Raw genomic sequence first — 15,085 nt, 5'->3', positions numbered from 1 at the left:
CTTCTTCATAACATGATTAAATAAGTGCTAAGATTACCCTAATTGTTGGCTTGACAACATTTTACTAGGCTGGTAATTAATACAATGCCTTCTGGTTCCTGAAAAAACCTTAATTTGTTATTAAGGAATAGGGACTAACAACTAAGGAAAATTCAGAAGATAGTTATTAAATAAATCCAGATGAGCCAAAATTTATATATCGCAGCAATTGAAGCAGGTAGTGGTAAATCACTTGTCCTCCTGGGACTGATGGAACTGTTATCAAAGCGTATCCGCAAACTCGGTTTTTTTCGTCCAGTTATTCATGCAGGGCAAAAGCCAGATAACGATATTAACTTAATCCGTCAGCGTTACCATCTGCAAATTGACTACGAATCTCAGTATGGGCTAACACATCAACAAGCACAAGATTTAGTCGCTGATGGGCATTATGACGAACTGATCAAACAGGTAATTGAAAAATACAAAGCTTTAGAAAAACATTGCGATTTTATCCTTTGTGAAGGGATTGATTCTACGGAAATAGATCCGGCATTTGTTGATAATTTTGATACCCGCATTGCTAATCATTTAGCTGCCCCAGTTTTAATTGTGGCAAATGGGCAAGGTAAAACTCCAGAGGAAGTAGTGAATGCAGTTCGCACGGAACGGGAAGCTTTTATAGAAGAGGGATGTACAATTGCCGCTACAATGGTTAATTTAGTGCATCCTGAGCAGTTAGAAGCGGTTACTCAACAGTTAGAAAATGTGTGGACTTATGAAGACCCTGTATTCGTTTTACCAGAAAAAGAAACTCTAGGTAAACCAACAATTAGAGAAGTTGCTCAAGCAATTAATGGAAAACTGGTACATGGGACGGAAAATCAACTAAATCGGGAAGTTTTAAGCTATAAAGTAGCGGCGATGCAATTACCCAACTTTCTCGATCATGTGCGGGAAGGTGGGTTAATAATTACAGCTGGCGATCGCGCTGATGTAATATTAGCTTGTTTGGCTGCTACCTTCTCAGCAAATTATCCCAAAATTGCCGGAATGATTTTAACTGGGGGTTTTGATATGGCTCCCCAAGTGAGAAAATTATTGCAAGGTTTCCGCAAGTTTAATACCCCAATTTTTAGCGTCGAAACTGATACTTACGAAACTGCTAGGCGAGTTAGTTTAGTTCATGCGGAAATTACTCCAGATAACCAAAGAAAAATTGCTTCCGCCTTGGGATTGTTTGAATCTTATGTAGATTTAATTAAACTAGAAAAACGCATTTCTGTGACTCGTTCTAGTCGCACAACACCGCTGATGTTTGAATATGAATTAATTGAGCGGGCGAAGGCGAAGAAGCAACATATTGTGTTTCCCGAAGGTGCAGATGAACGAATTTTAAGAGCAGCAGAAATTCTCCTACGTCGTCGAGTTGTAGATATTACACTATTAGGACATGAACAGGAAATTAGAGAAAAAATTTCGTTTATGGGGTTAAATTTGAACTCAGTAAATATTCTCGATCCTTTGCATTCTGAATGGCAAGATGAGTACGTCCATACTTATTGGGAGTTGCGAAAACACAAGGGAATTACTGAAGAATTCGCCAGAGATGCCATGCACGATTTTAGTTATTTTGGCACCATGATGGTGTACAAAGGAGCCGCCGATGGCATGGTATCTGGTGCTGTTCATACTACCGCTCATACCATTCGTCCCGCATTAGAATTTATTCGGACTGTTCCGGGTTGTTCGATCGTTTCCAGTGTATTTTTAATGTGTTTAGCCGACCAAGTTTTAGTCTATGGAGATTGCGCCGTAAATCCCAATCCTTCTCCCGAACAATTAGCAGATATTGCTATTAGTTCGGCAACTACCGCCCAGACTTTTGGCATTGAACCATTAGTAGCCATGCTATCTTATTCTACAGGTGATTCTGGTCAGGGAGTAGATGTAGATAAAGTGAAAGAAGCTACTTGTATTGCCCGGGAAAAACGCCCAGATTTAAAAATAGAAGGACCGATTCAATATGATGCAGCAATTGATAGTTCGGTAGCCAAAACTAAACTGCCAGGTAGTGAAGTTGCCGGACACGCAACTGTATTTATTTTCCCCGATTTAAACACCGGAAATAACACTTATAAAGCTGTACAGCGATCGGCAAATGCAGTAGCGATCGGTCCGGTTTTACAAGGTTTGAAAAAACCCGTCAATGACTTAAGTCGCGGTTGTACTGTCACCGATATCGTCAACACAGTAGCGATTACCGCTATTCAAGCACAAACAACTGTTTAGTTCGTTGTTCCTACTGAGCGTAGGAGTAGCGCTTTAGCGCAACAACGAACCTCGTCGGTAGGAGTAGCGCTTTAGCGCAACAACGAACCAAAATACCCTAAAATCGGTAGGATATTAATATGCCCAAAATTTATTAATTTATGCTACTGCGTTCATCATCGCCAGAGGAAGTTATTTGTATTACCCAACCGCATCATGCTTGGATTTCAGGACAATTAGCAAGGATGTGGGGAAACGAACAATTTGGTGAAGTTTCTCCTCATCAAGAAGTTTGTTTAGCTGCGGAACAACATGATATTGGTTGGCTGATTTGGGAACAAACACCAACATTAAATCCCCAAACAGGTTATCCTCATTCTTTCTCGGAATTGGCAACAAAAAACCATGTAAAAAATTGGTCAAAAGCGAGAAATTTTGCTCTACCTTTGGGTAGATATGTGGCGTTACTTGTGTCACTACACGGTACTCGTTTATATGAACGCTTTCGCGGTTGGGAAAATTACCCGGAAACCAAAGAATTAGTGCAGAATTTTCTCAATGATGAGTATGCTTTTCAACAAGAGTTGATTACTAAATTACAAAACGACTCTTATCATGCACCATACGCTACACCAGAAGTAATTAAACGTAATCAAAAATTAGTGGCAGTTTGGGATGCACTTTCTTTAATTATTTGTCATGGGTTCACTGGTGAAAAAATAGTTGAAAATGTACCTACTACTCATGAGGAAATTACGTTAACTTTAAAGAATAAAGAAAATCATCCTTTAGAAATATCTGTGTCTCCTTGGCCGTTTCGCAAAAATCAGGTAAACTTGGTTTTTGAGGGGAGATTGCTTCAGCAAAAATTTACTGATGAAAGGGTAATGCGAGAAGCTTTAAGTCAGGCTCCGGGAGTAACAATTAATACTAGTTTATTCCCGAAAAATTAAGAAGATTTTAACCACAGATATCCACAGATAAACACGAGATTTACACAGATATAATTGTTGTCTTTGGGATGGGTAGTTATAATCTGATTTAGGGCAGATTTGTTCGATCGCACTAAAAAACCAATGACACATTCCAAACGCTTTTATAAGTACAAAAGACGGCAAATTTTACGTTTTGCAGGGTTAGCAGCAGGCGCGTCAATGTTACCTGTCGCTTGTCGTGCAACTACTTCCCCAAATGCCGAAAATAGCGCCCCGAAACAACTTGCTACTCCCACAACTGAGTATAGTCCGATCGCCCAATCCACTCAACAAAATGTCAGTAAAGTTGTGTTAGTTCGCAGTGACGATCGAGTTGCTGGTACATTAAAAGCTTTAGATTTACTTCAACCTCAAGGAATTTCTGGACAAACAATTTTCGTTAAACCTAATTATAATACAGCCGATCCTGCTCCGGCTGCTACTGATACCAAAATGTTAGAAGCTTTGGTGAAAGAGTTACAAAGTGCAGGGGGGAAACAGATTACGATAGGCGATCGATCCGGGATGGCAGAAACTCGCCCAGCAATGCAGAAAAAAGGCGTGTTTCAATTAGCACAACGCTATGGATTAAAAGCCATAGTTTTTGATGAATTATCTGCCGCAGATTGGCAGAAATTTCCCGCAGCAGGTACGCATTGGAAACAGGGATTTGCTTTTGCCCGTCCGATTTTAAATTCTGGGGCAATTATTAATACTTGTTGTTTAAAAACCCATCGTTTCGGCGGTCATTTCACCTTATCATTAAAAAACACTGTAGGGATGGTTGCTAAATACATTCCCGGCAATTCTTACAATTACATGAGTGAATTGCATAACTCACCGCACCAAAGATTAATGATAGCTGAAATTAACAAAGCTTACCAACCAAAATTAGTTTTACTCGATGGTGTAGAAGCTCTTGTCAATGGCGGGCCTGATACTGGAAAATTAGTTAAAGCGGGGGTGATTTTGGCAGGGACCGATCGTGTAGCTGTTGATGTAGTTGCAGTGGGGATTTTGCGAAGTCTAGGCACAACCGAAGCAGTTTCTCGCGGTTCCGTTTGGCAATTAGAACAAATTAAAAGAGCAGTAGAATTAGGTTTAGGTGCGGGAAATTCCGAGCAAATTGAAATTATTACAGCTGATAATTCCAGTCAGAAAATGGCTGATGAAATTCGGAAGTTGATTGTTGCTTAGAACTATTCTTGACTCTCACCATTATTTGAAATCGGCAAGCCAAGGATAGTAGATAAAGCTTTCGCTACTTCCTCCATATAATTATCATCCAAATGTCCAATAACTCTGATGATTCTGGATTTATCAATAACTCGAATTTGTTCGCAAAGCAGAACAGAGTCTTGAGTTAAACTCCCAGTTCCAGCTGGAACAAATACATGAGATGGTAAGATAGCACGTCGAATCTGAGAGGTAAAAGGTGCAATAATTGTATGAGGGCTGACAGCATTGGCGCGATCGATTTGTAGCACTAAAGCAGGTCTAATTCCCGCTTGCTCTGTTCCTACAACGGGATTTAAGTCGCAAAGAACTACATCTCCTCTTGTAATTGTTACCACTGAATTTCTCCACGAGCCAAGCGATTTTCATAATCTTCCAAATTAGCAAGGTAATCAGAAAAATCTGATTCAGAAATTTTTTTGGATTCGATGTACTCAAGCCATAATTGCCATTGATCTTCGCTGCGCTTTAGCAACAGGAAGTCTATAAAATTGCTGACTTCTTGAACTAAAGATTCAGGCATTTGATTAATTTTCGCGATCGCTTGTTCTTTAATACTCATAAACCTAAAACCAGTAGTGATAATTCCATAATTTCATCTGCCAAACCTAGCAAGCAATTCCTCACGGGATAATTGCAGTAATAAAATAGTAAATTCTTCCGGTGATAACTCTAACAAAGGCTCAATAATTCCTGAAAGTTGTTCATCGATTAAACCAAAGCGAAATCGCAGCAAATTTTCTATATTGGCGCGACGTTCGATGATTCTTCCCCTTCGTAAAGCTTCTTCTTCCCATTGTAAAACTAGTGGTGATAGTTCCATTGCTAACTCCCGATCGCTCTCGGATGAGATGGTTCTGAACTCCTAAGCAAAATATTAGTATCTAGTAAATAAGACATTTACCATCTGTCTCCATAAATGCTCTCTCTACTAATAGCCTCATCAGATAAAATTGGAGTATCCAACCGATGACTCTCAGCCCACTCTTGAAAAGCCTTAGCCCTTTCTTCTGGGCTGGCTACTTCATAAAAAGGACGTTCTTGAATCTTCTTATTTAGATTCATTTTCCGGTTTAATAAATCCTTTTCTTCCGCAGTCAACGATTGAATAATTTCAACCAAAGATTCCACTAATTTTGTATTCATAAAAATCTACTTCCCAAATTGATTTAGCCATTAATACCGAGATAATTAGCTAACTTCTACCTGCCAAACCTAGCAAGCAATTCCTCACGGGATAATTGCAGTAATAAAATAGTAAATTCTTCCGGTGATAACTCCAACAAAGGCTCAATAATTCCTGAAAGTTGCTCATCGATTAAACCAAATCGAAATCGCAGCAAATTTTCTATATTGGCGCGACGTTCGATGATTATTCCTTCCTGAATTCCGCTTTCCTTTCCTCTTCGTAAAGCTTCTTCTTCCCATTGTAAAACTAGTGGTGATAGTTCCATTGCTAACTCCCGATCGCTCTCCTCTATATTTTGACTTACTTGTAAAGTGGCTTGCAAATTTGTCAGTAATAAAAACACATTGGAACGTAAAGGGTGATTTACTGGCAGTCTGGCTATTTCGCTAATAGCTTGTTTTTGTGTTGTTCCTTTACCCAACATTCTCAACCAAAGGGTTTCTTCAGTACTGGCTAATTGATGAATTACCACGATCGCACTTTTCAAGCCTTCTCCTAAAAAATATACACCACTAGGCCAGTTATCCAGATCGGTTTCGGCTTTGAAACTGTTTAACAGAGAAGTTGAGGCTGTAGGAGAAAGTATCCATAACCAAGGTAAATTAGTTTCATCAATGCGATCGTTTTCCCGGTTCGCTTGACGTTGCAAATTGGCGTGGATATCAAATAGTTTACTCAGACATCCCCGAATTTGGCTGGCTGTCACAGCATTGCGGAAAGGTTCAAAAATTGCGGCTTGGCTGGCAAATCTTCCTAAAAGTCCTAATACTTCGGCGTTTCCCCTTCTTTCTGCTGGGTGAGGCGTGAACCAAACATCGATTTCTCGCACTTCTCCCGCTACGTTGCGGCTGGTTTCTACTTCGCCAAGCGGGGTTAATAACTCTTTTAAAAAGTCTTTAGCAAATTGATCGTAAAGGAATCGAGTCATTTAGGGGGATTTTGTGCGGCTTTGGCAAAATATTATACATCTTGTTTCAATCGCGTTGCCGGGATTAAGTGAATTTAAAGGCTTTCAATAAAATTTTTGGAAATTAAAGCTTCATAATGTTTCAGTCCCCTTGCGGGGATTAAGTTAATTGAAAGAGAGTAAGACACGAATCACCCAAATTGGTAAACAATTGTTTCAATCCCGGCAACGGGATTAAGTTAATTGAAAGAAAATTACAGTCATCAGTGGCGGCAAAATTTGCTGCGATCGCTACTGATGACTGGTAACAGAAAACAAATAAAAAGGTATAACTATCATTGCACAGATCAACATTAATGGGCAAGCTTTGTTTCAATCCCGTTGCCGGGATTAAGTTAATTGAAAGTAAAACTATTGAAACCCTGAAACTATTAAATTGTCAAGGTTATAGCGATTTTCGTGAAACCTCTCAGGATTTAGCTCCCGCTTTGATTCCCGAAAAAACTGTTGATAGCTGTCATGATAGTACAGTTGCCACCTAACGTCCAGGTTGCTACTGTAACAAATAATCAACACAATAGCAGTTAGTGCCATCATCCATTACCTAAGATATTCCGCAATGAAAGCCGATCGCCACCCCCACACAAAACCCACCACACCCAACATTAAAATCCCCGAACTACTGTCACCTGCGGGTAATTGGGAATGCGCCAAAGCAGCTGTTGAAAATGGCGCAGATGCAATTTATTTTGGCTTAGAACAATTTAATGCCAGGATGCGGGCGCAAAACATCACTACAGCGGAATTGCCCAAATTAATGCAATATTTGCACCTGCGAGGAGTCAAAGGATATGTCACCCTCAACACCCTAATTTTTCCCCAAGAATTAACCCAAGCTGAACAATATCTTCGCACAATTATTGCTGCTGGAGTCGATGCAGTCATCGTGCAAGATATCGGACTTTGCCGTTTAATTCGCCACCTTTCCCCAGACTTTCCCATCCATGCTTCTACCCAAATGACTATTACCAGCGCTACTGGTATAGAATTTGCTAAATGCTTGGGTTGTCAGTTAGTAGTTCTCGCCCGTGAATGTTCGATTCAAGAAATAGAAAAAATCCAAAAACAACTGATAGAAAAACGAATATCTCTGCCCTTAGAAGTTTTCGTACATGGCGCTTTATGTGTAGCTTATTCCGGGCAATGTTTGACTAGCGAAGCATTAGGAGGACGATCGGCAAATCGGGGAGAATGCGCCCAAGCTTGTCGAATGCCTTACGAATTAATTGCAGATGGTAATTTGGTTGATTTAGGCGATCGCAAATACCTGTTAAGTCCCCAAGATTTAGCCGGATTAGATGTACTTCCCGAATTAGTAAAAGCGGGAGTAAGCAGTTTAAAAATCGAAGGTAGATTGAAAGCACCAGAATATGTCGCTAACGTCACTCGCGTTTATCGCCAAGCTTTAGATCGAATCATCACCGAATTAGATCCCCCTAAATCCCCCTTAACAAGGGGGACTTTGAATGGCGAAATATCCAATCCTGTCCCCCCACTAAAAAGCGAAAGTGTAAATCCTGTTCCCCCCTTATTAAGGGGGGTTAGGGGGGATCAAAATGTTATGCAGCAAGACCAGAAAACTAATATAAATAATGTAGGGGATTTGAGCGATCGCTACAACCTAGAAATGGCATTTTCTCGCGGACTTTATACAGGTTGGTTTGGCGGAATTAACAATCAAGAATTAGTCCACGCCCGTTTCGGCAAAAAGCGGGGAGTTTACTTAGGCGAAGTTACCCGAATTTCTCAAGATAAAATAGCAATAAAATTGCAAGCACCAATTAAACCGGGTGATGGTGTAGTTTTTGATAACGGACATCCCGAAAAGCAGGAAGAAGGCGGGAGAATTTATGCGGTAGAAACTAAGGGAAAAGAAACAATTTTAACCTTTGGCAAACGCGATATTAACTTTCGGCGCGTTCAAGTTGGCGACAAAGTTTGGAAAACCTCCGATCCCGAATTAGATAAACAAATTCGCCAAACCTTTAGCGGCGAAAACCCACAATTTCAGCGCCCTTTAAACTTAGAAATTCATGGCGAACTCAATCAACCTTTAATTGTCATCGCCACAGATGAATTAGGCAACGTTGTCCAAGTAGAATCTGCCATCAATTTAGTAGAAGCACATACTAAACCTTTAACAACGGAACGCTTACAAGAACAATTGGGAAGGTTAGGGAATACTCCTTTTTACTTGGAAAAATTAACCAATCATCTCAATGGTGAGGTGATGTTACCCGTGAGTGAATTAAACCGTTTGCGCCGAGAATTTGTCACTCAATTAGAAGAGTTACGCCAGCAACCAAAACGCTGGAAGTTAAACGCCAATGCCAAACTTTCAGACTTATTACCCACCAAAGAACCCGCAACTTTAACCAATCCCAACTTAATAGTTTTAGTCCGCAACCTAGAACAATTACAAGCAGCTTTAGAATTGGGCATTTCTACAATATACTGCGAATTAGAAAACCCTAAAAACTATCGAAAAGCAGTAAAACTAGTCAAAGAATTTCCTCATCCCGTAGGACAGGCATCCTGCCTGTCATTCCCAATACCCAATACCCAAATCCCCAAAATTTTCGTCGCCCCCCCAAGAATAACTAAACCGGGAGAAAATTGGATTTTGCAGCAAGTTCGCGCCAGTGAAGCTGATGGTTATTTGGTGCGAAATTATGACCAATTGCAATTTTTTGCGGGGGAACGTTGCATTGGTGATTTCTCTTTAAATATCGCTAATGGGTTAACGGCAAATTATTTGAAAAACTCTTTGAGTTTGGCAAGGTTAACTGCTTCTTACGATTTGAACATTTCTCAATTAGAAGATTTACTTGCTAGTTGTCCGACGGATTGGTTTGAGGTGACAATTCATCAATATATGCCAATGTTTCACATGGAACATTGTGTTTTTTGCGCTTTTCTTTCCGAGGGAACTGATTATACTAATTGTGGTCGTCCTTGTGAAAAATATGAGGTGAAATTGCGGGATAGAGTAGGAACTGAACACATTTTACAAGCTGATGCAGGTTGCCGCAATACTGTATTTAATGGCAAAGCGCAAACTGGGGCGGAATATGTGCAACGTCTGCTTGAGTTGGGGTTAAGGAATTTTCGCATTGAGTTTATGAGTGAAAGTCCTCAGCAAGTTAAGGAGATTATTTATCGTTACCATCAATTGTTATCTGGGGAAATTTCTGGTTCTCAACTTTGGCGAGATTTGAAGTTACAAAATCAGTTGGGGGTTACTAGAGGTGCTATGGGGAATTAGTTGTTTTTTAACCACAGATGTCCACAGATGAACACAGATGAACACAGATGTTACTGTGAGATTTGGGCTGGGTGGATAAGGCTTTTTTTTAACGCAGATGAATGCAGATGTTGTTGTGAGATTTTGGTGGGGTGGATAATGTTGGTTTTTTGTAACCATACATAATATAATTGCATTTTCAACGGTTATAATTCAGATGGCAGCTGGCTTGTGAAATTATTTATTTACCATACTCCTGAGCTCACTCCTTCTAGTGAGGTTCCTGACTGTGCGATCGCAATTGATGTGTTAAGAGCTACAACTACAATGGTGACAGCTTTGGCTGCGGGGGCTGAAGCGGTGCAAGTTTTCAGCGACTTAGATAAACTGATTCATGTGAGCGAAGCATGGCCCACTGAAAAGCGAATTCGCGCCGGGGAACGCGGAGGCGCAAAAGTAGCTGGCTTTGATATGGGTAATTCTCCTCTGGATTGCACTCCTGAGCAAGTCCAAGGACGACGTTTGTTTATTAGCACTACCAATGGTACTCGCTCTCTGGAAAGAGTGCAAAAAGCAGGGGCTGTTATGGCTGGGGCTTTTATCAATCGTCGGGCGGTGGTAAATTATATTTTGTCTGAGAAACCGGAAACCGTTTGGATTGTAGGATCGGGTTGGGAAGGTAGTTTTTCTTTAGAGGATACTGCTTGTGCTGGTGCGATCGCGCAAAGTCTGCTGAAGGAATTACAATTACCAGTTGATGAACTCGCTGGCAATGATGAGGTAATTGGCGCAGTCACTTTGTTCGATCAGTGGCAAGACCGATTGCTAGAATTGATGCACCACGCCAGTCACGGAAAACGTCTACTGCGCTTAGACTGCGATGAGGATTTGAAATACTGTGTGCAAATGGATTTGTTGGATGTTCTCCCGATCCAACGCGAACCAGGGGTTTTAGTGAAAAAATGATTAAATGCAGATTTTGCGATCGAAGCTCAAAGGGAAAATTTACGAAGGTAAAAGGTTAAAGATTAGGGGGAAAAGGTAGAGCTTTCTTTTACCCTTTACCCTCCCTTGACACCACTCTGGCTAATCGGCGTTAAATTATCTAATGAGCCTCTAAAATCAATCGATTGGAACTACCTTTAAAGATATGCCCAGATCACAACGGAACGATAACTTCATCGACAAAACTTTTACCGTCATGGCAGATATGATTCTCAAAGCTCTGCCTGCTAATAAAAAAGCTAAGGAAGCTTTTGTTTACTACCGTGATGGGATGTCAGCGCAGGCGGATGGAGAATACGCCGAAGCTTTGGAAAATTACTACGAAGCTCTGAAATTGGAAGAAGACTCTTACGATAAGAGTTATATTCTTTACAATATTGGGTTAATTCATGCTAGTAATGGTGAGCATGAAAAAGCTTTGGAATACTATTTTCAAGCTATTGATTTAAACCCACGTCACCCGTCAGCTTTGAACAATATTGCGGTAATTTATCATTACCAAGGTGAAAAGTTGAAGGAAGCCGGAAAGTCTGAAGAAGGTGAAGCTTTGCTTGATAAAGCTGCGGAATTCTGGCGAGAAGCAATTCGCATTGCTCCCAATAACTATATTGAAGCACAAAACTGGTTGAAGACGACAGGGCGATCGCAAATGGATGTATACTTTTAATCTTTGATTCAGAATTTAGATCCCCGACCTCTTCAAGAAATTGGGGATCTTAATGACCACTAACAATTACACCAAAATTATGAGTATCGATCGCGAACAAGTCCGCAAAGTTGCCTTACTTGCCCGTTTGGAATTAACCCCAGAAGAAGAAGAATTATTTACTACCCAAATGGGCGCTATGTTAGATTATTTCCAACAGTTGAGTGAGTTGGATGTTAGCAAAGTTCAGCCAACAACTAGAGCAATTGATGTTAGTAATATAACCAGAGTCGATGAATTAAAACCTTGTGAAGAACGGGAAGCTATTCTGAAAAATGCTCCCGAACAAGATGGAGATTTTTTCAAAGTACCCAAGATTTTAGCTTCTGACGAATAAGCGTAGATTGTAAATATAAAACCGGGGGAAATGTCAGCTTTTTTGAGTTAGCATTTCTTCTTTTTTTATGTTTAAAAATTATATTTGCGATCGCTAAAATGGAATCCAATCCACCTGATCGATCCACTCTTCTGCTTCCGACGCTTCCCATATTATAAAAAGCGATTCTGCCCAAGTACGTATTGTGCCACTCGAACGCAACCAAACCAACCCCCAAATATGTCTTCCTACTCCCCAATGTACTTCTAAATGTCCCGGCATACTTTTACGGTTATCTGTCACCAATAAACGTTGCGATAATTCTAAATAATTTAACAGTTCTGGATCGAGGGTTCCTAATGGGGGCGTATCTGGATCTCCAACCCGCAAAATATTTATCGCTGGATTGAGGCGCAAAACAGCAATCTTTAGCTTCGGTGACAAATTTTCATCAAGCAAAAAACGTATTTTCACAAAGGTTTGAGCATCTCCTTTTCTCTTTGAGTTTTTAATTGTTTCAAACGTTTCATTACGGGTGTTGGTTCAGCAGCTAAGTATTCCTGATAACGTTGTTCCTGCCACTTTGCCAAGCGCAACATATAAGCATCCATCTCTGGGCGATTATGCAAATAGTAAGTAATAGCAGCGTGAATTTTTTCTAAATTCAGTGTTGGCAACTCTAACAAAATTGCTTCTGGCGAATATCCGTGCAAGTAATAATTAATCACGTTATCAATACCGATGCGATGCCCTTTTATGCGGATATCATCTGCATCCAAAAACTCAAAATAATCTTCTAATTGCATCTGTTTACCTTTGCCATCTGTATGTAATTTTATCTTATCTAATATTTAACAGGGCGATCGCCCTAATTTAAAACTTGCTAAAATCAGCTAAATATCCCATTAAATACAAACAGCAATGACAGTTACACTCCTAGAACGAGAAGCGGAACCAATTTTAATTCACGAGTTAACCGGGCGAGAATTTAAAGCAGTTGAACAGTTGATCGATCGTCCCGGAATCAGGTTATCTTTTTTAGATGGAGTCTTAGAAATTCGGAAAATGCCAGGAAAAAAACACGAACCTATCAAAAAACGTATCGCTGCTTTATTAGAAATTTACCTCGAATTTCTAGGTTTAGATTTTACTCCCACTGGATCGGTTACTCTAGAAAGTGAATCTGAAAAAGTCAAACGGGAAGCAGATGAATGTTACGAACTTAGTCCTGGCAAAGAACGTCCTGATTTAGTAATTGAAGTCATTGTCAGCAGTGGTGGTATTAACAAACTAGAAGCTTACAAACGCCTAAAAATTCCCGAAGTTTGGTTTTGGGAAGACGGACAATTATCATTTTATGTTTGGCGAAATGACGCTTACGAAAAAACTTCCCAGTCCCAACTTCTCCCCAAGTTAAATGTACCTCTCCTACTCCTCTGTATCAACCTAACCAATCACACTCAAGCCCTGGGACAATTTCGCCAATAACTCCAACCAAAATAATAAATCTCTCTCTTCTCTTCTTCCTCTGCGTCCTCTGCGCCTCTGCGGTTTAATAATACCTAATCCCCAGAAATATGCACCAACAATTCCCTTTGATGACTTCTTTGGCGATGTTCCCAAATATAAATTCCTTGCCAAGTTCCTAACGCCAACCTACCTCGATAAACAGGTATTTGTTCCGAAGTTTTAGTTAAAACTGTGCGAATATGCGCTGGCATATCATCTGACCCTTCGGTAGTATGAATATACAAGCGATTATCTTCGGGAACTAATTTAGCAAAGAAATTAGACAAATCTGTTAATACATCAGGATCGGCATTTTCCTGAATTATTAAACTCGCGGAAGTATGACGTAAAAACAGCGTACAAAGTCCAGTTTCTATGCCAGATTCAGCAACTACTGATTCAATTTTAGAAGTAATTTTATATAATGATTTGCCTGCGGTTTGGATTTGCAAGAGTTTTTGATAATGAGACATGGCAATTTTAGATTTTAGATTGAAAATAGTTAACTATGGTTTGGGCGATCGATTCTGTGCCATCTTTTTTAATCATCTCTTCTGATTGACGGGGTGGCTGTAAATCTTGGCGCAAAAATTCCCAGTTACTCTCGAAAAATTCCCCTGGTTTAATAATTTGATGATAGCTGTATTTCTGAATGCCTTCTAATAATAATGGTGATTCAGCAAAACCTTCTCTGATTAAGGTAACAATGGGAGTATTTAATCTTATTGCTTCCGAAAAAGTGCTAAATCCCGGTTTAGAAATTACTCTGCCACATATTGGCATAAAATCTATGGGGCGATAGTTAGGTTCAACTATTTTAATTATATTAGGATAGTCGGGGGCAAGGCGATCGAACGCGATAAATTTCCAATCAGGAAATAGCTGAAGATTTTGATAGGGAATTCTTTGCAATCCTAAGCCGCCAAAACTGAGTAAAATAGTTTTTTCTTTCGGGCTATTAATCCCAAATTGGTCGCGTAATTCTTCTAAGTTGTAGCGGGGAACACCTCCGGTTAAACCGCGATCTTCTATAATTGGAAAAGCACTCATTGGTTCGTGCATGGGTAGGCGGAAAAGGCGATCGCACTGACTAAAACAATCATGAATCCAATCCGCCATTTCGACAAATTCTCCACCCCAAGGACTATAAATAAAATCCCAACCAAAGTTACCAATCATCCAACAAGGAATCCCCGCAGTTTTGGCGATTACTGGTGCCAATGGAGGAATGTCCGCTAACATTAAACTCACACGGTTTTGCTGAATAAAACTGACTTCGCCTGCAATTATCGATCGCTGTTGTTCCCGAATTTCCTTCAATTTTTGCAAAGTCGCTTCTTTATCCATATTGATGCTATCAGACTGAATCACACCAATATCAAATCCGCGAGGACGATGAATAAAATCTCCCGGAATATATGACTCTAACAACCAACGGGGTGCAGTTGTTACTAGTATTAGCAAGATTTCTGGGTTTAACCTTTGAATTTCGGCTGCAACAGAAGCGGTTCTTGCTGCATGACCAAAACCGTGATTAGTGATAGAAATGTATATACTTGGTCGGGAAGTCATCAAAGATTTTTACTTGAAAATTCAGTATATATGAGCGCACGGATTTCCATTCTCTTAGGATACCATAAAAAGGTACGTTGTTGCGCTTTAGCGCTAAAGAAGAGCGCTAAAGCGCAA

At 40.1% G+C, this 15,085-nt stretch carries 18 protein-coding genes; 9 read left to right on the top strand and 9 right to left on the bottom strand.

Translation table 11 applies throughout. From position 1 onward, the window contains the following. The first annotated feature begins 180 nt into the window (after window positions 1-180). The 3 genes from pta (at window position 181) to ACE1CC_RS04905 (ending at window position 4,421) form a co-directional block, all read left to right on the top strand. Window positions 181-2,271 (top strand): phosphate acetyltransferase, encoded by a 2,091-nt coding sequence (gene pta / locus ACE1CC_RS04915; protein ID WP_413269353.1) that lies wholly within the window; start codon window positions 181-183, stop codon window positions 2,269-2,271. Between the two features lie 140 nt (window positions 2,272-2,411). Further along, window positions 2,412-3,203 (top strand): DUF3891 family protein, encoded by a 792-nt coding sequence (locus ACE1CC_RS04910; RefSeq protein ID WP_413269352.1) that lies wholly within the window; start codon window positions 2,412-2,414, stop codon window positions 3,201-3,203. A 123-nt stretch (window positions 3,204-3,326) separates the two neighbouring features. Continuing rightward, window positions 3,327-4,421 carry a DUF362 domain-containing protein gene (locus ACE1CC_RS04905; RefSeq protein WP_413269351.1) on the top strand — a complete coding sequence of 365 codons (1,095 nt, stop codon included), beginning with the start codon at window positions 3,327-3,329 and terminating at the stop codon, window positions 4,419-4,421. 2 nt (window positions 4,422-4,423) lie between these two features. On the opposite strand, the gene ACE1CC_RS04900 is transcribed toward ACE1CC_RS04905, so the two are convergent. From ACE1CC_RS04900 to ACE1CC_RS04880, 5 genes are all read right to left on the bottom strand, one after another. Next, on the bottom strand, window positions 4,424-4,798 hold the full coding sequence (locus ACE1CC_RS04900; RefSeq protein ID WP_413269350.1) for a type II toxin-antitoxin system PemK/MazF family toxin: 375 nt from the start codon (window positions 4,796-4,798) through the stop codon (window positions 4,424-4,426). Continuing rightward, window positions 4,792-5,022 carry a DUF2281 domain-containing protein gene (locus ACE1CC_RS04895; protein WP_413269349.1) on the bottom strand — a complete coding sequence of 77 codons (231 nt, stop codon included), beginning with the start codon at window positions 5,020-5,022 and terminating at the stop codon, window positions 4,792-4,794. Before ACE1CC_RS04895 ends, ACE1CC_RS04900 begins: the two co-directional genes overlap by 7 nt. A 33-nt stretch (window positions 5,023-5,055) precedes the next feature. Next, complete coding sequence (locus ACE1CC_RS04890; RefSeq protein ID WP_413269348.1) at window positions 5,056-5,283, bottom strand: hypothetical protein; 228 nt, start codon at window positions 5,281-5,283, stop codon at window positions 5,056-5,058. Between the two features lie 77 nt (window positions 5,284-5,360). Next, the gene (locus ACE1CC_RS04885) at window positions 5,361-5,606 is read right to left on the bottom strand and encodes a hypothetical protein (protein WP_413269347.1); all 246 of its coding nucleotides are present in this window, start codon (window positions 5,604-5,606) and stop codon (window positions 5,361-5,363) included. Between the two features lie 56 nt (window positions 5,607-5,662). Then, a complete protein-coding gene (locus tag ACE1CC_RS04880) occupies window positions 5,663-6,577 on the bottom strand; it encodes a hypothetical protein (protein ID WP_413269346.1) in 915 nt (304 codons plus the stop codon). 317 nt (window positions 6,578-6,894) lie between these two features. Between ACE1CC_RS04880 and ACE1CC_RS04875 the strand changes: the two genes are divergently transcribed. The 5 genes from ACE1CC_RS04875 (at window position 6,895) to gatC (ending at window position 11,908) form a co-directional block, all read left to right on the top strand. Continuing rightward, on the top strand, window positions 6,895-7,098 hold the full coding sequence (locus tag ACE1CC_RS04875; RefSeq protein ID WP_413269345.1) for a hypothetical protein: 204 nt from the start codon (window positions 6,895-6,897) through the stop codon (window positions 7,096-7,098). A 77-nt stretch (window positions 7,099-7,175) separates the two neighbouring features. After that, complete coding sequence (locus ACE1CC_RS04870; RefSeq protein ID WP_413269344.1) at window positions 7,176-9,881, top strand: U32 family peptidase; 2,706 nt, start codon at window positions 7,176-7,178, stop codon at window positions 9,879-9,881. A 210-nt stretch (window positions 9,882-10,091) separates the two neighbouring features. Beyond that, window positions 10,092-10,826, top strand: a complete 735-nt coding sequence (locus ACE1CC_RS04865; protein ID WP_413269343.1) for a 2-phosphosulfolactate phosphatase family protein — start codon at window positions 10,092-10,094, stop codon at window positions 10,824-10,826. A gap of 184 nt (window positions 10,827-11,010) precedes the next feature. Continuing rightward, window positions 11,011-11,532 carry a photosystem I assembly protein Ycf3 gene (locus tag ACE1CC_RS04860; protein WP_413269342.1) on the top strand — a complete coding sequence of 174 codons (522 nt, stop codon included), beginning with the start codon at window positions 11,011-11,013 and terminating at the stop codon, window positions 11,530-11,532. A gap of 79 nt (window positions 11,533-11,611) precedes the next feature. After that, window positions 11,612-11,908: an Asp-tRNA(Asn)/Glu-tRNA(Gln) amidotransferase subunit GatC gene (gene gatC, locus ACE1CC_RS04855; RefSeq protein WP_413269365.1), complete on the top strand. Its 297-nt coding sequence runs from the start codon at window positions 11,612-11,614 to the stop codon at window positions 11,906-11,908. A gap of 93 nt (window positions 11,909-12,001) precedes the next feature. Here the strand turns inward: gatC and ACE1CC_RS04850 are convergent, their stop codons facing one another. Further along, a complete protein-coding gene (locus tag ACE1CC_RS04850; protein ID WP_413269341.1) occupies window positions 12,002-12,361 on the bottom strand; it encodes a hypothetical protein in 360 nt (119 codons plus the stop codon). Next, on the bottom strand, window positions 12,358-12,693 hold the full coding sequence (locus ACE1CC_RS04845) for a DUF433 domain-containing protein (RefSeq protein ID WP_413269340.1): 336 nt from the start codon (window positions 12,691-12,693) through the stop codon (window positions 12,358-12,360). Before ACE1CC_RS04845 ends, ACE1CC_RS04850 begins: the two co-directional genes overlap by 4 nt. 115 nt (window positions 12,694-12,808) lie before the next feature. Here ACE1CC_RS04845 and ACE1CC_RS04840 point away from each other — a divergent pair, with 115 nt between their 5' ends. Then, window positions 12,809-13,375 (top strand): Uma2 family endonuclease, encoded by a 567-nt coding sequence (locus tag ACE1CC_RS04840; protein WP_413269339.1) that lies wholly within the window; start codon window positions 12,809-12,811, stop codon window positions 13,373-13,375. A gap of 74 nt (window positions 13,376-13,449) precedes the next feature. On the opposite strand, the gene ACE1CC_RS04835 is transcribed toward ACE1CC_RS04840, so the two are convergent. Next, window positions 13,450-13,869, bottom strand: a complete 420-nt coding sequence (locus tag ACE1CC_RS04835) for a secondary thiamine-phosphate synthase enzyme YjbQ (RefSeq protein WP_413269338.1) — start codon at window positions 13,867-13,869, stop codon at window positions 13,450-13,452. Window positions 13,870-13,876: 7 nt separating this feature from the next. Next, window positions 13,877-14,968 carry a glycosyl transferase gene (locus tag ACE1CC_RS04830; RefSeq protein ID WP_413269337.1) on the bottom strand — a complete coding sequence of 364 codons (1,092 nt, stop codon included), beginning with the start codon at window positions 14,966-14,968 and terminating at the stop codon, window positions 13,877-13,879. Between the last annotated feature and the right edge of the window lie 117 nt (window positions 14,969-15,085).

The sequence above is a fragment of the Floridaenema aerugineum BLCC-F46 genome (assembly GCF_041929345.1).
Taxonomy (GTDB): Bacteria; Cyanobacteriota; Cyanobacteriia; order Cyanobacteriales; family Aerosakkonemataceae; genus Floridanema; species Floridanema aerugineum.
Note: the sequence above shows the minus strand (reverse complement) of the source record. Positions and strands in the feature narration are given on the sequence as shown.

Coding starts and splice junctions, on each gene's coding strand:
- pta (WP_413269353.1), top strand. CDS start 181: ATGAGCCAAAATTTATATATCGCAGCAATTGAAGCAGGTAGTGGTAAA.
- ACE1CC_RS04910 (WP_413269352.1), top strand. CDS start 2,412: ATGCTACTGCGTTCATCATCGCCAGAGGAAGTTATTTGTATTACCCAA.
- ACE1CC_RS04905 (WP_413269351.1), top strand. CDS start 3,327: ATGACACATTCCAAACGCTTTTATAAGTACAAAAGACGGCAAATTTTA.
- ACE1CC_RS04895 (WP_413269349.1), bottom strand. CDS start 5,022: ATGAGTATTAAAGAACAAGCGATCGCGAAAATTAATCAAATGCCTGAA.
- ACE1CC_RS04890 (WP_413269348.1), bottom strand. CDS start 5,283: ATGGAACTATCACCACTAGTTTTACAATGGGAAGAAGAAGCTTTACGA.
- ACE1CC_RS04885 (WP_413269347.1), bottom strand. CDS start 5,606: ATGAATACAAAATTAGTGGAATCTTTGGTTGAAATTATTCAATCGTTG.
- ACE1CC_RS04880 (WP_413269346.1), bottom strand. CDS start 6,577: ATGACTCGATTCCTTTACGATCAATTTGCTAAAGACTTTTTAAAAGAG.
- ACE1CC_RS04870 (WP_413269344.1), top strand. CDS start 7,176: ATGAAAGCCGATCGCCACCCCCACACAAAACCCACCACACCCAACATT.
- ACE1CC_RS04860 (WP_413269342.1), top strand. CDS start 11,011: ATGCCCAGATCACAACGGAACGATAACTTCATCGACAAAACTTTTACC.
- gatC (WP_413269365.1), top strand. CDS start 11,612: ATGAGTATCGATCGCGAACAAGTCCGCAAAGTTGCCTTACTTGCCCGT.
- ACE1CC_RS04845 (WP_413269340.1), bottom strand. CDS start 12,693: ATGCAATTAGAAGATTATTTTGAGTTTTTGGATGCAGATGATATCCGC.
- ACE1CC_RS04840 (WP_413269339.1), top strand. CDS start 12,809: ATGACAGTTACACTCCTAGAACGAGAAGCGGAACCAATTTTAATTCAC.
- ACE1CC_RS04835 (WP_413269338.1), bottom strand. CDS start 13,869: ATGTCTCATTATCAAAAACTCTTGCAAATCCAAACCGCAGGCAAATCA.
- ACE1CC_RS04830 (WP_413269337.1), bottom strand. CDS start 14,968: ATGACTTCCCGACCAAGTATATACATTTCTATCACTAATCACGGTTTT.